This is a genomic window from Afipia sp. GW822-FHT04G07, from assembly GCF_058800765.1.
In genome coordinates, this window is record NZ_JBXAMP010000002.1 from 334,818 (window position 1) to 350,312 (window position 15,495).

The 15,495-nt window shown below is 62.9% G+C and carries 13 protein-coding genes; 7 read left to right on the top strand and 6 right to left on the bottom strand.

Annotated features, from left to right (window positions below; genetic code table 11):
• Positions 1-969, top strand: a complete 969-nt coding sequence (locus AC1RKJ_RS21245; protein WP_492793105.1) for a TAXI family TRAP transporter solute-binding subunit — start codon at positions 1-3, stop codon at positions 967-969.
• A gap of 63 nt (positions 970-1,032) precedes the next feature.
• On the opposite strand, the gene AC1RKJ_RS21250 is transcribed toward AC1RKJ_RS21245, so the two are convergent.
• The 4 genes from AC1RKJ_RS21250 to AC1RKJ_RS21265 all read right to left on the bottom strand — a co-directional run bounded on the left by AC1RKJ_RS21250 (position 1,033) and on the right by AC1RKJ_RS21265 (position 5,438).
• Entirely contained in the window at positions 1,033-2,277 is a 1,245-nt protein-coding gene (locus AC1RKJ_RS21250; RefSeq protein WP_492793251.1) for an NAD(P)/FAD-dependent oxidoreductase, read from the bottom strand.
• A 93-nt stretch (positions 2,278-2,370) separates the two neighbouring features.
• On the bottom strand, positions 2,371-3,879 hold the full coding sequence (locus tag AC1RKJ_RS21255; protein WP_492793106.1) for a tripartite tricarboxylate transporter permease: 1,509 nt from the start codon (positions 3,877-3,879) through the stop codon (positions 2,371-2,373).
• Positions 3,880-3,885: 6 nt separating this feature from the next.
• Positions 3,886-4,371 (bottom strand): tripartite tricarboxylate transporter TctB family protein, encoded by a 486-nt coding sequence (locus AC1RKJ_RS21260; protein WP_492793107.1) that lies wholly within the window; start codon positions 4,369-4,371, stop codon positions 3,886-3,888.
• 92 nt (positions 4,372-4,463) lie between these two features.
• Positions 4,464-5,438 carry a tripartite tricarboxylate transporter substrate binding protein gene (locus AC1RKJ_RS21265; RefSeq protein WP_492793108.1) on the bottom strand — a complete coding sequence of 325 codons (975 nt, stop codon included), beginning with the start codon at positions 5,436-5,438 and terminating at the stop codon, positions 4,464-4,466.
• Positions 5,439-5,709: 271 nt separating this feature from the next.
• Between AC1RKJ_RS21265 and nikR the strand changes: the two genes are divergently transcribed.
• From nikR to AC1RKJ_RS21285, 4 genes are all read left to right on the top strand, one after another.
• Positions 5,710-6,162, top strand: a complete 453-nt coding sequence (gene nikR, locus AC1RKJ_RS21270) for a nickel-responsive transcriptional regulator NikR (RefSeq protein ID WP_492793109.1) — start codon at positions 5,710-5,712, stop codon at positions 6,160-6,162.
• A 51-nt stretch (positions 6,163-6,213) separates the two neighbouring features.
• Positions 6,214-7,482: a Zn-dependent hydrolase gene (locus AC1RKJ_RS21275; protein ID WP_492793110.1), complete on the top strand. Its 1,269-nt coding sequence runs from the start codon at positions 6,214-6,216 to the stop codon at positions 7,480-7,482.
• Between the two features lie 186 nt (positions 7,483-7,668).
• On the top strand, positions 7,669-9,780 hold the full coding sequence (locus AC1RKJ_RS21280) for a S9 family peptidase (protein WP_492793111.1): 2,112 nt from the start codon (positions 7,669-7,671) through the stop codon (positions 9,778-9,780).
• Positions 9,781-9,975: 195 nt separating this feature from the next.
• On the top strand, positions 9,976-11,271 hold the full coding sequence (locus AC1RKJ_RS21285) for an MFS transporter (RefSeq protein WP_492793112.1): 1,296 nt from the start codon (positions 9,976-9,978) through the stop codon (positions 11,269-11,271).
• A 16-nt stretch (positions 11,272-11,287) separates the two neighbouring features.
• On the opposite strand, the gene AC1RKJ_RS21290 is transcribed toward AC1RKJ_RS21285, so the two are convergent.
• Both AC1RKJ_RS21290 and AC1RKJ_RS21295 read right to left on the bottom strand, forming a co-directional pair.
• Positions 11,288-11,896 (bottom strand): hypothetical protein, encoded by a 609-nt coding sequence (locus tag AC1RKJ_RS21290; RefSeq protein WP_492793113.1) that lies wholly within the window; start codon positions 11,894-11,896, stop codon positions 11,288-11,290.
• Positions 11,897-11,899: 3 nt separating this feature from the next.
• Positions 11,900-12,889 (bottom strand): hydroxyacid dehydrogenase, encoded by a 990-nt coding sequence (locus AC1RKJ_RS21295; protein WP_492793114.1) that lies wholly within the window; start codon positions 12,887-12,889, stop codon positions 11,900-11,902.
• A 190-nt stretch (positions 12,890-13,079) separates the two neighbouring features.
• Here AC1RKJ_RS21295 and AC1RKJ_RS21300 point away from each other — a divergent pair, with 190 nt between their 5' ends.
• Positions 13,080-13,799: an RraA family protein gene (locus tag AC1RKJ_RS21300; protein WP_492793115.1), complete on the top strand. Its 720-nt coding sequence runs from the start codon at positions 13,080-13,082 to the stop codon at positions 13,797-13,799.
• A gap of 169 nt (positions 13,800-13,968) precedes the next feature.
• Entirely contained in the window at positions 13,969-15,387 is a 1,419-nt protein-coding gene (locus AC1RKJ_RS21305; RefSeq protein WP_492793116.1) for a protein adenylyltransferase SelO, read from the top strand.
• Positions 15,388-15,495: the final 108 nt, after the last annotated feature.

A 15,495-nucleotide genomic window follows, 5' to 3' on the forward strand; every position in this document is an offset into this window, starting at 1 on the left:
ATGAAGAGAATGACAAAAGCAACGGCGGTGCTTGCCTTTGCGGTTTCCGCCGGACTTGCGCTGAGTGCATATGCCCAGCAAAAGACCATGGCGATCGGAACCGGCGGCACCGGCGGCGTGTACTATCCGCTCGGCGGCGCGATCGCGAACGTGCTCTCGAAGAACCTGCCGAACGTGCAGGCCACCGCGGAAGTCACCGGCGGTTCGGTCGACAACCTCAAGCTGATCGGCACCGGACAGAGCGAACTCGGCTTCACCATGGCTGACGCCGCGCTCGACGCCTACAAGGGCGAAGACAAATTCAAGAGCGGCAAGATTCCGTTGCAGGCGCTGCTCGTGGTCTATCCAAACCGGATGCACGTCGTCACCGTCGAGAGCACCGGCATCAAGACGATGGCCGACCTCAAGGGCAAGCGCGTCTCCACCGGCTCGCCCGGCGGCGCAACCGAAGTCATGGCTTTCCGCGTCATCGAAGCCGCCGGCCTCGACAAGGACAAGGACATGAAGCGCGAACGGCTCGGCGTCGCCGAATCCGTCAACGCCATCAAGGACGGCAAGATCGACGCCTTCTTCTGGGTCGGCGGCATTCCGACCGCATCGGTCACCGACCTTGCGGCAACACCCGGCATGAAGATCAGACTGATCGACCACGCCGATACGGTCGAGAAGATGAACGCCAAGTACGGCAAGCTGTACAGCGCCGGCGTCATCAAGGCCGGGTCGTATCCAGGCTATGACGTCGACAACAAGATGGCCGAAGTCTGGAACATCATCGTCACCGGCGACAAGATGAGCAATGACGACGCCTACAACATCGTCAAGACGCTGGTGGAAAAGAAGGCCGACATCGTCGCCGTGCACAAGGAAGCGCTCAGCTTCTCGCTGGACAACCAGGTGCAGGACCGCTCGCCGGTGCCGTTCCATCCCGGCGCGATGAAGTATTTCAAGGAAAAGGGCAAGGGCGGCTAGGCCTGCGCAGATACAAGGCAAACGAAACCCCGGCCAGCGCGCCGGGGTTTTTCGTTGTGCCTATCAATCCGTCTTCGGCGCATCGCGATCGATGGCGAAATCATCGAACCACGGCTGATTGTTGCCGGCGATGGACGCCGCAATCATGCGCGAAGCGAGATAGCTGTACGTGATGCCGTTGCCGCCGTAGCCGAAAGCGGCATGAATGCGCGGATGACCGGGCACGCGCCCGATCAGCGGCAGGCCGTCGCTGGTGGTTCCGAACGCGCCGGACCAGACATAATCCGCGACGGGATTCGCCGATGACCAAAGGCCGTTCAGCTTTCGCAACAGAACCTCCGTCTTCTCGGGCATCAGGCGGTCACGGGCGTCCGGCTCGACAACCGCGTCGTCGTCTTCACCGCCCATGATGATGCGATTGTCCGTGGTGGTGCGCGCGTAATTGTAATTGTCCGACGCCTCCCAGATCAGGGCGCCGCCGCGCCACAGAGCGCCCGGTTCCTGCGGCGGCGTCGCCACGGCCCAGCTCGAAACGACCTTGTGCAAATTCGACGTCATAATATCAGGCATGACATAACCGGTCGCGAGCACGACGTGTTTCGCCTCGATGACATGGCCGTCCTCAAGCTCGACCGTCACGGCATCGCCGCTGCTGTCATAGGTCACGGCCTCCGCGTCGAACAGCTTCGCGCCCTCTCCCGTCGCCGTTGCAAGCAACGCCTGCGACAGCAGCAAGGGATCCGCGTCCGCCGATCCCAGCGCCACGATAGCCGCTTCGCGGTACAGTCCGAATTCCTGCAGCAGCGTCAGATGATCCAGAAAATCGCCGGGCAGTCCGGCCCGCTGCCTGAGTTCATGCTCCGCAAGCAACTTGCGGGCATCCACATCTCCGGCCGCAAGATAGAGCGAGCGCTTGTGGCGAATCCCGCATCTTAGCTGGCGTGAGTTGACCAGATTGAGAAGGCCAGTCATCGCACCAAAACTGCGGCGGTAGATATTCGCGGCACGGTCGAAGCCGTAAATCTCCGTGAGGTCGCTCAGCGAACGGTCAATCTCCCACAGCAGCATCGCTGTGCTCGCCGCCGTGCTACCAAAGCCGGGTCGCTGCCGGTCGATGATGCTGACCCCATGCCCGAGGGACGCCAGATGCTCAGCCGCGAACGAGCCTGTGATGCCCGCGCCCACGACAAGGACATCGCAGCGAAAATCCTCATCGACCGATGACCGCCGCGACTGCAGCAGCCTCGAAGCCCACGGCGGCGTGCCGCCGCGCAGATCGTTTTGTCGCGCACTCTCTGGATCGAACATCATTCCGCAATGTCATGGGTGATCCGGCAAGTTATTTTGCCGGAGCCATGATGACGCCGAATGCGCGGAAAAGTTCCCGTGAATGAACGAGAATCATGCCCCTTCGTCGAGCGCGACCAGCTCACGTTTTTTGCGCAGCGAGGGCAGCAGCGGCCCGATCAGGAGAACCACGGCAAGGGCCAGACATGCGGCCGAGATCGGACGCTCCACGAATGTCATCAGGTCGCCCTGCGACAGGATCAGCGACTTGCGCAGGTTGTTCTCGAGCAGCGGTCCGAGCACGAACGCCAGCACCAGCGGCGCGGGCTCATAGCCGAACTTGCGCATCAGATAGCCGATGATGCCGAAGCCAACCATGACGTAGACGTCGAACACATTGTTGCTGCTGCAATAGACGCCGACGATGGTGAACAGCAGGATCAGCGGAAACAGCACGTTGTAAGGCAGCTTGAGCAGTTGCACCCACATGCCGATCAGCGGCAGGTTGAGAATCAGCAGCATGATGTTGCCGATATACATGCTGGCGATGATGCCCCAGAACAATCCGGGATTTTGCGTGATCATCAGCGGCCCCGGCTGCAGGCCGTGAATGACGAAGGCGCCGAGCAGCAGCGCCATCACCACGTTCGGCGGGATGCCCAGCGTCATCAGCGGAATGAACGCGCCGCCCGCAGCCGCATTATTGGCGGCTTCCGGTCCCGCGACGCCTTCGATCGCGCCCTTGCCGAAACGCTCGGGCGTTTTCGACAGCCTTTTCTCCAGCGCGTAGGATGCGAAGGTCGCGACCACCGCGCCGCCGCCCGGCAGGATGCCGAGGAAAAATCCGAGGATCGTTCCACGTCCGATCGGGCCGCCGCTCGCCTTCCAGTCCGCCTTGTTGGGCAAAAGCTGCGTGATCTTGGCGTCGATCACATCACGCTTGAGGACCTGCTCGATATTGATGAGCACTTCGGCCACGCCAAAGAGACCCATCACCACCGGCACGAGGCCGATGCCGTCGATCAGTTCAAGGCGGCCAAAGGTCAGCCGGGGCTGCGCGTTGATGCTGTCGAGGCCGATCAGGCCGAGCACCAGCCCGATGCAGGCCATCAGCAGCGCCTTGGCCATCGAGCCTTGGGTGAGAAACGTCAGCACCACGAGGCCCAGCACCATCAGGCTGAAATATTCTGCGGGCCCGAACGCGACGGCGACGCTGGCGAGCGACGGCGCAATCAACATCAGCGCGACCAGTGAAAACGTGCCTGCGATAAACGAGCCGAGCGCCGAGATGCCGAGCGCCGGGCCCGCCCGGCCCTGCTTCGCCATCTGGTGACCATCGAGACAGGTCACTACGGACGCCGCCTCGCCCGGAATGTTGACAAGGATCGAGGTCGTCGAGCCGCCGTACATCGAGCCGTAGTAGATGCCCGCCATCATGATGATGCCGGACTCGGGCGTACCCGAGAGCGTCACCGGCAGCAGCAGTGACATCGCCGAAATCGGGCCGATGCCGGGCAGCACGCCGACCAGCGTGCCGATGAAAACTCCGATGAAGCAATAAAGCAGGTTCACCGGCTGAAGAGCGATGCCGAATCCATGCGCGACGTTGAGAAGAACATCCATGAGCGGTCAGCCGATGCCGAAAATGCCCGAAGGCAATTGAATGAGAAGCGCGCGCTTCAGAACCCACCAGACGCCGATCGGGACAAGGACGGCGAGCGGGATCGCCAGCGTCCAGCGGACCGGATCGATGACGCGCAACAGCAGCAGCAACAGTGGAATCGACGCCAGCAGGAAGCCGAGCGGCGCGAACAGGAACGCAAACGCCGTCAGACACGCGACGACGACCAGCGGCTTGGTCCATCGCGTTCCGGCCCACAATGACTCAACGGTCGGCCCGCCCTCGGTGATGGCCGAGACGATGATCGTCACCGCGAATACGCACATCAGCAGACCGGTGTAGAACACCGCGAAGCCGGAGCCTGGATCGTTGATCGTTCCGATATTGAGCTTGAGTCCCGACCAGACCACGAAAATGGCGAGCGCGAGCCCGACCAGACCGCCCCACAGTTCGGAGTTATTGAGCCTGAATTTCGTGTCGCTCGAACCAGCCATCGTGCACCGCCTCCCCCGTAAGTGTCAGGTGCAGAAATTCCGACGCGGGCCTGCGGGATCGCTCGCAGGCCCGTCATCGCGTGCAGCGATCGTCAGTTCGTCTTCTTCGCAAGTCCCAGGGAGTCGATCACCTTGCGCTCGGAGTCGGTGACGTCGGCGACGAACTTCACATAGTCCGGCGTGTTCTTGTAGTTCGCCACCATGTCGAACTTCGCAAGCGTCGCAATCACCGCCGGGTCCTCGATGGCTTTCTTGAACGCATCGTGGAGCTTGGCGACGATCTTCGGGTCCATGCCCTTCGGTCCCGCGATGCCGAACGGCGAATCGTAGACCATGTCGTAGCCGAGTTCGTTGAGCGTCGGCACATCCGGGAAGTTCGGCGAACGCTTGGACGTCCACACCATCAGCAGGCGAAGCTTGCCGGCATCGACCAGCGGCCGCCATCCGGTGGAATCCGCCTGAAGCATGGTGTGATTGCCAAGCACTGCCGCGTTGGTTTCCGCGCCGCCCTTGAACGGCACCTGCGTCAGCTTGATGCCGGCGCGCGTTGCAATCTGCTCCATGCCCACATGGAGCGACGTTCCCGCGCCAGGCGTTGCGTAAGTCACCTTGCCCGGATTGGCCTTGGCGAAATCCACCACGTCCTTCCAGGTCTTGAACTGGGACTCAGCGTTAGTGGTGACGCCAAAGGTGTAGCCGGTCAGATGCACGATGTAGGTGAAATCCTTGGCGGGATCCCACGACACCTGCTGCATGAGCGGCAGACGGAACACCGTGATCGGAATCTGCGAGATCGTATAGCCGTCCGGCTTGGCTGCCGCCGCCATGGTCGCCGGGCCGACGGTGCCGCCGCCGCCCGCCTTGTTGTCCACGACAATGGGCTGGCCGAGGATTTTCGACGCGCTGTCGGCGATCGCGCGCATCGAGATATCGGTCGAGCCGCCAGCGGGCCACGGCACGATCAGTGTAATCGGCTTGGTGGGATAGTCTTGCGCCGATGCAGCGCCGGACAGGACCGCGAGCGCAGCCGCGGCCAGCATGGTTTTCAGGCCAGTGCGATAGATCATGCAGGATTCCTCCCTCTGCGGTTCGTGAAATCCGAACCTGCGTTGTTTGTGGATCGATGATCCCCGAAATCGGCGGGAAAGAAAAGCAATGAGACTGGTCAGCGCGCACTTATTGCGGCGCATCAGGCCGATGCGTCATTACGCCTCAAGAAAATCAGCCTCGAAGCCGCTGCTGTTTTCGCTCAGCGAAATCAGGCGCACCGGAACCACGGATCGGCTATGCTCGCAGCGACCCACCATGATCCGGCGTCCGCCGGTACGGAGCCCATCAATGCAGCGCGTTACCATCACCCTCGACGACGATCTCATGGTCGAACTGGATCGCATGATCGAAGAGCGCGGCTATCAGAACCGCTCCGAGGCGATTCGAGATTTCGCCCGCGCCGGAATGCAGCAGGCGGCGCAGGACACAGGCAAGAACGGCGAGTGTGTCGCGGCGCTGGTTTATGTCTACGACCACGCGGCGCGCGATCTCTCCAGCCGTCTCGTCAACAATTTCCACGATCATCATGACCTGTCGCTGGCTACGCTGCATGTCCATCTCGACAACGACAACTGCATGGAGATCACCGCCCTGAAAGGCAGCGCCGCGGACGTGAAGCATCTCGCCGATCACGTCATCGCCGAGCGCGGCGTCCGTTACGGCCGCGTGGTGATGATCCCGACCGAGGCGAGCGCCAAGCCTGCGGGCGCGCGCAAAAAGCACGTCCATAAGCACACCTGACACGCCATTTTCGGGGATGCCCCTGACGACAACCTGCGGTAACGATCACTCATGACAAAAGCAAAATCCAATCTTCAGATCGATTCCACGCGTCTCTGGGGCGACATCCACGAAACCGCAAAATTCGGCGCCACGCCCAAAGGCGGCGTCAGACGCCTCACCCTCGGGCCTGAGGACAAGCAGGTGCGCGACTGGTTCCGCGCCGCCTGCGAGGCTGCCGGCTGTGAAGTCCGTGTCGATGCGCTGGGCACCATGTTCGCGATCCGGCCGGGCCGCGACATGTCCAAGCCGCCGATTGGCATCGGCTCGCATCTCGACACCCAGCCCACCGGCGGAAAATACGACGGCATTCTCGGCACGCTGGCCGCGCTCGAAGTTGTGCGCGTCCTGAACGATGCGGGCATCGAGACCGACGTTCCCATCTGTGTCTGTAACTGGACCAATGAAGAAGGTTCGCGCTACGCGCCGGCGATGATGGCCTCGGCCGCCTACTCCGGCGAATACACCACCGAGGACATTCTCGGGCGCAGGGACGCCGACGGCATCACCGTGGCCGAGGCGCTCGACACCATCGGCTATCGCGGCATGGACGCGGTGGGGAAACAGAAATTTTCAGCGTTCGTCGAATTGCACATCGAACAGGGCCCGCTGCTGGAGGCCGAAAACAAGACCATCGGCGTGGTGGATCGCGGCCAGGGCATCATCTGGTACGACGGCGCAATTTCAGGATTTGCAAGCCACGCGGGCACCACACCGATGCCGCTGCGCAAGGATGCGCTCGCCGCATTTTCGGAAGTCGTGCTGGCGGTGGAAAAGATCGCGCGCGACCTCGGCCCGAATGCGGTGGGCACCATCGGCGAGATGAAGATCGACAATCCGTCCCGCAACGTCATTCCCGGCGATCTCGCCTTCACCATCGACGTGCGCAGCGCGGACTCGAAAACCCTCGACAAGCTGCATGACGGGATCATGGCGGCGGCAGCGGAGATTGCGGCCCGCCGCAAGGTCAGGGTCGATGTGAAGAAAATCTGGCGCAAGGAGCCGACGGTTTTCAACACGGCGCTGGTCGATGCCGTCGAGGCCGCCACCAAGGAGCTTGGCTACGCCCACCGCCGCATCACGTCCGGCGCGGGACATGACGCCTGCAATCTCGCGGGCGTCATGCCGGCCGCAATGATCTTCGTGCCATGCAAGGACGGCATCAGCCACAACGAGCTGGAAGACGCCACCCAGGCCGACTGCACGGCAGGCGCGAATGTGCTGCTGCATACGGTTCTCGCGCTCGCAGGCATTGCATCGGCGGCGAGGACGGACGGCTAGCATCGCCTCGTCAAAATGCAAATTTATCGTCGCCCCCGCGAAAGCGGGGATCCATAACCCCTAGTCTGTCGGCACGGCACAACATACATCCTGCTAACATTCAAAGTCAGGGAGTATGGGTCCCCGCTTTCGCGGGGACGACACACGAAAATTCCTTGCCTCCCGCCACTTGAAAGCCCGCTCAGCATGACTTCGAAAACAACTCCTCCCGTCGCGCCGCGCCGTCCGCACAGCTTCACCCATCACGGCATCACGGTGACGGACGATTATGCCTGGCTGAAGGACGAGAACTGGCAGGAGGTGCTGCGCGAACCGTCGATCCTCAAGCCCGACATCCGCGCCTATCTCGAAGCCGAGAACACCTACGCCGACGCGGTGCTGGGTCACACCGCGCCGTTGCAGAAAGAGCTGATCGCGGAAATGCGCGGCCGCATCAAGGAAGACGATTCCAGCGTGCCCTCACCCGATGGCCCGTTCGCGTATTTCCAGAAATACCGCGAGGGCGGCCAGCACGAGCAAATCGGCCGCGTGCCCCGGAAAGACATCGACAATACAGCCAGCGCAGCCCGTTTCATTATCGACGGCGATGAACTCGCCAAGCAAAGCGAGTACTTCAAGTTCGGCGGCGCGCGCCATTCGCCCGATCACAAGCTGGAGGCATGGAGCGCGGACATTCGCGGCTCCGAATATTTCACCATCCGCGTCCGCAACTGGGACAGCGGTCAGGACAGCGCCGACATCATCGAGGAAACCGACGGCGGCGTGGTGTGGGCCGCGGATTCGAAATCGTTCTTTTATGTGAAGCTCGACGACAATCACCGCCCGATGCAGGTGTATCGTCATACGCTCGGCACGCCGCAGGCGAGCGATGCGCTGGTCTACGAAGAGAAAGACTCAGGCTGGTTCACGCATATTCACGAAAGCACCAGCGGGCGCTTTTGCGTCATCGCAGGCGGCGATCACGAGACCTCAGAGCAGCGGCTGATCGACCTGCAAACGCCAGACGCCAAACCGCGCCTTGTGGCGAAACGCGAGGAAGGCGTGCAATATTCGATCGGGGATCGCGGCGATCAGCTCTTTATTCTCACCAACGCCGACGACGCCATCGACTTCAAGATCGTCACAGCACCACTGGCCTCTCCCGCGCGCAAGAACTGGCGCGATCTCATTCCGCATCGCCCCGGCATCTACATCATCGACATCGAGCTTTATTCCGGCCATCTGGTCCGGCTCGAGCGCGCCAATGCGCTGCCCTCCATCGTGATCCGCGATCTTGCGACCTTACAGGAACACGCCATCGCCTTCGACGAGGCCGCCTATTCGCTTGGCACCATCGGCGGCTACGAGTTCGACACCACGCAGATCCGGTTTTCCTATTCGTCGATGACCACGCCGTCCGAGGTGTTCGACTACGACATGGTCAGCCGCGAGCGCACGCTGCGCAAGCGCCAGGAAATTCCCTCCGGCCACAACCCCGCCGACTACGTCACCACGCGCATCATGGCTACCTCGCACAACGGCGCGCAGGTTCCGGTGTCGATCCTGCATCGCAAGGACCTGAAGCGCGACGGCAGCGCGCCGCTGCTGCTGTATGGCTACGGCTCCTACGGCATGGCGATGCCCGCTTCCTTCTCCGCCAACCGGCTGTCGCTGGTGGATCGCGGCTTCGTCTATGCCATCGCGCATATCCGCGGCGGCGCAGACAAGGGATGGGGCTGGTATCTCGACGGCAAGCGCGAGAAGAAGACCAACTCGTTCGATGACTTCGCCGCCGCCGGCCGCGCGCTGATCGAGGCGAAATATACTTCGGCGAAAAAGATCGTCGGACACGGCGGCAGCGCGGGCGGCATGCTGATGGGCGCGGTGGCGAACCGCTCCGGCGACTTGTTCGCGGGCATCGTCGCGGAAGTGCCGTTCGTCGATGTGCTTAACACCATGCTCGACGAGTCCCTGCCGCTGACGCCGCCGGAATGGCCCGAATGGGGCAACCCCATCGAGAGCGCCAGCGACTTCAAAACCATCCTCTCGTACTCACCCTATGAGAATGTGGCGGCAAAGGAGTATCCCGCCATTCTTGCGATGGGCGGCCTCGCCGATCCGCGCGTCACCTATTGGGAGCCGGCGAAATGGATCGCGCGGCTACGCCCCGTGATGATGGGCGGTGGTCCGGTTCTGCTGCGCACCAACATGGGCGCTGGCCATGGCGGCGCGTCGGGCCGGTTCAACAGGCTGGATGAAATCGCCATCGCCTATGCGTTCGCGCTGTGGGCGGTCGGGCTGGCCGGCGGCGAAAGCTGATGCGAGATAACAATTCATCGTCGTCCCGGCGAACGCCGGGACCACGAGACATCTTGCGTCGGTTACCTCTCAGGTAATTTAATCACAGCCACCGGCCGCGCATCATGTGATTCGCTTCCGTTGCAGCGCGTCATGACGCGCTGCGTTTCTCCGCCCATACTCCCGTCCTGACCACGTCCTTGCCGGAACTTCCGAATGCGCCGCCTGCCCTTCTATTACGGCTGGATCATCGTCGGGGTCACCTTCATTACCATGGGCATCGGCGTGAACGCCCGCACGTCGTTCTCGCTGTTCTTCGCGCCGATCGTCGATGAATTCGGCTGGGATCGCGGCGTCACCGCAGGCGCGTTCTCGTTCGGGTTTATGGTCTCGGCGCTGCTCAGTCCGTTGATGGGACGGCTGATGGACCGCAGCGGGCCGCGCACGTTGATGGAGCTTGGCGTCGGGCTGATGGCAGTCGGCCTCCTGCTCGCGCCGCTGACAACGCAGCCGTGGCATCTTTACGCGACCATCGGCTGTCTGGTCGGCGCGGGTAGCATTTGTCTGGGCTATTCCGGCCAGTCGCTGTTCCTGCCGAACTGGTTCGTCAGACGCCGCGGGCTCGCGGTCGGTCTCGCCTTCGCCGGCGTCGGTATCGGCTCCATCATCATCCTGCCCTGGGTGCAATTGCTGATCGACAAAAGCGGCTGGCGCGCGGCGAGCTGGGCGATGGGCATTCTCGTGCTCGTCGTGCTGGTGCCGCTCAATCTTCTGCTGCGCAAACGCCCCGAAGATATCGGCCTGCTGCCGGACGGCGACGCCGCGCCGACAGCCGCGACCGTCGCGCCGCCGTCGAACATCGTCGATCCGGCCTGGGCGTCCGTGGACTGGACGCTTGAACGCGCGGTGCGCACCGCGCGGTTCTGGTGGATCTCGCTCGGCTATTTCTGCGGACTTTATGTCTGGTACGCGGTGCAGGTGCATCAGACCAAGTATCTCGTCGAGATCGGATTCAGCTCGACCTCGGCAGCATGGGCGCTCGGCTTTGTCAGCCTGATCGGCATTCCCGGGCAGATCGTGCTCGGCTATCTGTCCGACCGGATCGGCCGCGAATGGATCTGGACGATTTCATCATTGGGATTTGCGGTCTGCTTCGCGGCGCTGATCGCGCTCCAGTATGCCCCGTCGCTGGCGCTGGTCTATGTCATGGTCGTCGTACAGGGATTTCTCGGCTACGGCTTCACCTCGATCATGGGCGCGGTGGTGGCCGAGATCTTTCAAGGCAAGCATTTCGGCACGATCTTCGGCACGATCGGGTTTACGGCACTGGCCGGCGGCGCTGCCGGTCCGTGGGTGACGGGCATCCTGCATGACATCTGCGGCGACTACACCATCGCCTTCGTCATCGGCATCGCCGTCAGCGCGCTGTCAGCGGCAGGGATCTGGCTTGCGGCGCCCCGCAATGTCCGCGCCGTCGCCGGGCAGATGCACCGGATTCCGAAGCCAGCGTGAGCCCATACTTCCATCGTCAGTCGAGCCCGATCTGCACCGGATAACCTTCGCGCAGCGCGTTGACGATCGACGGCGGCGTCAGCAGCTTTGCATCGGCAAGACTGGCGGAGGCACGGGTGTAACCCGCGAACGACCACAGCCACGCCTCTCCCCTCGCAATCAGATAACTCTCGCCGCCGGACGTGATCATCGCGCCATCGGGCAATTTCAGCGGCGGCGTGTGTAACGCATGCAGCCTTTTCACCCGGCCATCGAGACGCTCACTGTGCAACACGGCGTCCATTTCTGTCGCATACGGCTTGTCGCGCCGGTTGCCTTTGGCCCACGCATCGCGGAACGCCGTTGCATCCTCGCGGCGGCAATAGAAGCAAGGCCGATGCCCCGCCGCGAAGGATGTCGCTTCGTCGAGAAAGAACAATTCGGTCCAGCTTCGCCGGCTCATCACCTTGCGCTTGCGCCCGCGAAACTCGCAGACGCAGGTGATCCAGGCCTTCGAGGACCATCGCCGGTTCAGCAGCGTCCGCGTCGCCGGATCGTGGATGATGCCGCGATTGCCGGTGAAGCGCCCGCGATGCGCGGTCGCGACAATCTCGCCGAACGGCGACACGCGGTTTTGCAGGGGCATGAGTTAGTTCAGCACATCCTGATTGATAACGTTCTCGCGGATCGGCTTGCCGTCGAGCGCGCTTAGCATGTTCTTCGCGGTCTGAAGGCTCATGCGGTCCAGCGCCTCGCGCGTCACGCCCGCCACATGCGGCGCCATGATGACGTTGTCCAGTGCGAACAGCGGATGATCCGGACGCGGCGGCTCCTGCGCGAACACGTCGATGCCCGCGCCCGCGATCTTGCCCGAGGTCAGCGCGGCATAAAGCGCGGCCTCATCGACGATGCCGCCGCGCGCGGTGTTGATGAGATACGCCGTCGGCTTCATCAGCTGCAATTGCGCCGTGCTGAACATGTTGACGGTTTCCGGCGCCTTGGGGCAATGGATCGAAACAAAATCCGCGCGCGGCAGCGCGGTTGCGAGATCGGTCACGCGTTCCGCGCCGACGGCCTCGATCTCGGCCGCGGTCTTGAACGGATCATAGACCAGCACGTTCATTTCCATCGCCACCAGCCGCTTCACCAGCCGCACCCCGATGCGGCCCATGCCGACCACCAGCGCGGTCTTACCCAGCAGGTCGAACGGGATCGCACCAAGACGCTTGGTCCAGTTGCCGCTCTTGACCAGCTTGTCGAGTTCGGCGGCGCGCTTCGCCAGCGCCAGCATCATGAACAGCGCGCATTCGGCGACCGAGGGCGAGTTCGCGATGCCCGTCGTCATCAGCGGAATCTTGTTGGCGCTCAGCGCCTTCACATCGACCGCGTCGTAACCGACGCCGATACGCGTGACGACCATCATTTCGCCCGACGAGACGATCTCGTTCGCGCCGAACGCGGTGCCGCCCAGCGCCACGCCGTTGACCGGCGCATGTTGACGCAACATCTCGTTGAAATCGGGGGCGGAAATCGTATTGGGGAATTCGATGGCCTCGATGTCGCTGCGCTCCCGAAGCAGCGCCCAGCCGCCGGGCGACAGGGTTTCCACGATCAGCAGTTTCTTCTTGTTGGTCGCCATATCATCCCCTGACGTTTTGTTGGTCTTGAAGCGCGCCCATCATCGCCTTGATTCAGCCCGCACCGCAAGCGGGGCCAAGCATACATGAGGCATACGTCCTGATACTTGCCGCCGTCGCAATGCGCAGGCAAACTCGCCAGACGCAGCCGGTCCGGCTCGAACGGCCAACAGAACAACTGGAGATCAACCCGTGACAAATCCCGTTTCCGCGCCCCATCCCGCATCGCTGCTCGAGGCGCTGGCCCGCTGGGACACGCCGACCATCTGCAACGCGCTGGAAGTCGTGGCGCCCGAGCGGCGCCTTACCGGCTTCACCACAAAACCGCTGGTCTGCCCGTTTCCGGACCTGCCTCCGATGGTGGGTTACGCCCGCACCGCAACAATCCGCGCCACGTCGGCCTCCAGCCTGTCGGCGGCGGATGCGCGCGCGCAACGCGTGGCGTATTACGAATATTGCGGCACCGGACACGGCCCGCGCATCAGCGTTATTCAGGATCTCGACGGCGCGAACATCGGCTTCGGCGCGTTCTGGGGCGAGGTCAACAGTTCGGTCCACAAGGCGCTCGGCTGCCTCGGTGTGGTCACTGACGGATCGATCCGCGACATCCCGGCGTGGGCGCCGGGCTTTCAGGCGCTGGCCGGAAGCGTCGGGCCTTCGCACGCCTACGTTCATCTCGACGGCTTTGGCGACGACGTGTGCGTGGCCGGCATGACGGTGCGTTCGGATGATCTCATCCATGCGGACCGCCACGGCGCGGTCGTGATTCCGGCCAATGTTGCCGCGAAACTGCCCGATGCAGCAAAGCTCTGCGAACGCCGCGAGGAGCCTATCCTCGGCATCGCGCGCAGCCCCTCGTTCACGCTGGACAAGCTGAAAGAGGCATTGGCCAAGTCCGCGGAGATTCACTAACGCGCGCAAAAGGCGTAAGCCGGTGCCGTCGATTCACAACGAAAGGTTCGCCGCATGAAAGTCGTTCTCGGTATCATCGTCGGCGTGGTAATCGGCTTCCTCGCCATGACATACTTCAAGACCGGCCATCTGCCGTTCTGATGGTTTTGCAAGGCGATTCGGACTCCTGATGCCTGTCTCTCCCCGCTATCGCGCCTCCACCAGCCATGCAGCGCTGGGTCCGGAGTTCTTCGACGTCGTCGCGGCAGCGGCGTTTCCCGATCACATCCTGCGCTACCGCAACCGGCGCGCGGCGAAGACGGTGGGACTCGACACGCTCACCGACGAGGAATGGATCGCGCATTTCGGACGCTTCGCGCCGCTGGCGGAGAGTTTCACTGAGCCGCTGGCGCTGCGTTATCACGGCCACCAGTTCCGCACCTACAATCCGGAGCTTGGCGACGGACGCGGTTTCCTGTTCGCGCAACTTTACGACGACAAAGGCCGCCTGCTCGACCTCGCCACCAAAGGCAGCGGCAAGACGCCTTGGTCGCGCACTGCCGATGGACGGCTCACGCTCAAGGGCGGCGTACGCGAGGTTCTCGCCACATCGATGCTGGAAGCGTTGGGCGTCGATACGTCCAAGACGTTCAGCCTGATCGAGACCGGCGAAGCGCTGGAGCGCGGCGACGAGCCGTCGCCGACGCGGTCGTCGGTGATGGTGCGGCTCAGCCATTCGCATATCCGCATCGGCTCCTTCCAGCGTCAGGCGTTTCACCGCAACATCGAAAATATCCAGAAGCTGCTCGACTACACCATCAAGACCTACATGCCTGACGTTTGGCGCGACGACGCCCCTGCTCGCGCTGTGGCGTTCCTTGAAGAGGTCTGCCGCCGCGTCGCGCGGGTCGGCGCGCAATGGATGGCCGCGGGATTCGTCCACGGCGTGCTGAACACCGACAACATCAACGTCACCGGCGAAAGTTTCGATTACGGCCCATGGCGCTTCCTGCCGGTGCTTGATCAGTCGTTCACCGCCGCCTACTTCGACGAGACCGGTCTCTACGCCTTCGGCCGGCAGCCCGACGCGCTGTTCTGGAATGTCACGCGGCTGGCGGAATGCCTGTTGCCGATTGCCGACCAGCCGTCACTCGAAAAGGCGCTCGGCGCATTCGAGCCGGCGCTGCGCGCGGAATTCACAAGCGCGATGCTGAGGCGTCTCGGCGTCGCATCGCAGGGCGTCGAGCGCGATGCCGAGTTGACGCGCGCGCTGTGGATCTTCCTGTCGGATAGCAAGGCGCCGTTCGAGCAAACCTTCTTCGACTGGTTCGGCGGGCTGGCCAGCGCGGAGCGCGCCGCCAGAAGCCCGTCAAAAGATCATTACGCAAGCGAGGCGTTCAATCCCGTGCGGCAGGCGCTGAAGGACTTCGCGGCTTTGCCCCACGTCGATCTCAATCGGCCGTTCTTTCAGAACACCGTGGCCTGCACCATGCTGATCGAAGAGGTCGAGGCGATCTGGAAACCGATCGCGGAAAATGACGACTGGTCGGTGTTTCAGGCCAAGCTCGACGCCATTGACGCGATGCGCGAGGCGTATGGGCTGGCGTGAGGACATCCCACACGTCATTCCGGACAGCCCGCGCAGCGGGCTGATCCGGAATCCAGACGAGTTCATCGAAAACAATTCCGGGATTCCGGGTTCGCTCGCGAGTGCTCG

Bases quoted from the DNA above. Each gene is read 5' to 3' on its own strand.
- AC1RKJ_RS21280 (WP_492793111.1), top strand. From the start codon at position 7,669: ATGACTTCGAAAACAACTCCTCCCGTCGCGCCGCGCCGTCCGCACAGC.
- AC1RKJ_RS21295 (WP_492793114.1), bottom strand. From the start codon at position 12,889: ATGGCGACCAACAAGAAGAAACTGCTGATCGTGGAAACCCTGTCGCCC.
- AC1RKJ_RS21290 (WP_492793113.1), bottom strand. From the start codon at position 11,896: ATGCCCCTGCAAAACCGCGTGTCGCCGTTCGGCGAGATTGTCGCGACC.
- AC1RKJ_RS21255 (WP_492793106.1), bottom strand. From the start codon at position 3,879: ATGGATGTTCTTCTCAACGTCGCGCATGGATTCGGCATCGCTCTTCAG.
- AC1RKJ_RS21285 (WP_492793112.1), top strand. From the start codon at position 9,976: ATGCGCCGCCTGCCCTTCTATTACGGCTGGATCATCGTCGGGGTCACC.
- AC1RKJ_RS21260 (WP_492793107.1), bottom strand. From the start codon at position 4,371: ATGGCTGGTTCGAGCGACACGAAATTCAGGCTCAATAACTCCGAACTG.
- AC1RKJ_RS21265 (WP_492793108.1), bottom strand. From the start codon at position 5,438: ATGATCTATCGCACTGGCCTGAAAACCATGCTGGCCGCGGCTGCGCTC.
- nikR (WP_492793109.1), top strand. From the start codon at position 5,710: ATGCAGCGCGTTACCATCACCCTCGACGACGATCTCATGGTCGAACTG.
- AC1RKJ_RS21305 (WP_492793116.1), top strand. From the start codon at position 13,969: ATGCCTGTCTCTCCCCGCTATCGCGCCTCCACCAGCCATGCAGCGCTG.
- AC1RKJ_RS21250 (WP_492793251.1), bottom strand. From the start codon at position 2,277: ATGTTCGATCCAGAGAGTGCGCGACAAAACGATCTGCGCGGCGGCACG.
- AC1RKJ_RS21275 (WP_492793110.1), top strand. From the start codon at position 6,214: ATGACAAAAGCAAAATCCAATCTTCAGATCGATTCCACGCGTCTCTGG.
- AC1RKJ_RS21245 (WP_492793105.1), top strand. From the start codon at position 1: ATGAAGAGAATGACAAAAGCAACGGCGGTGCTTGCCTTTGCGGTTTCC.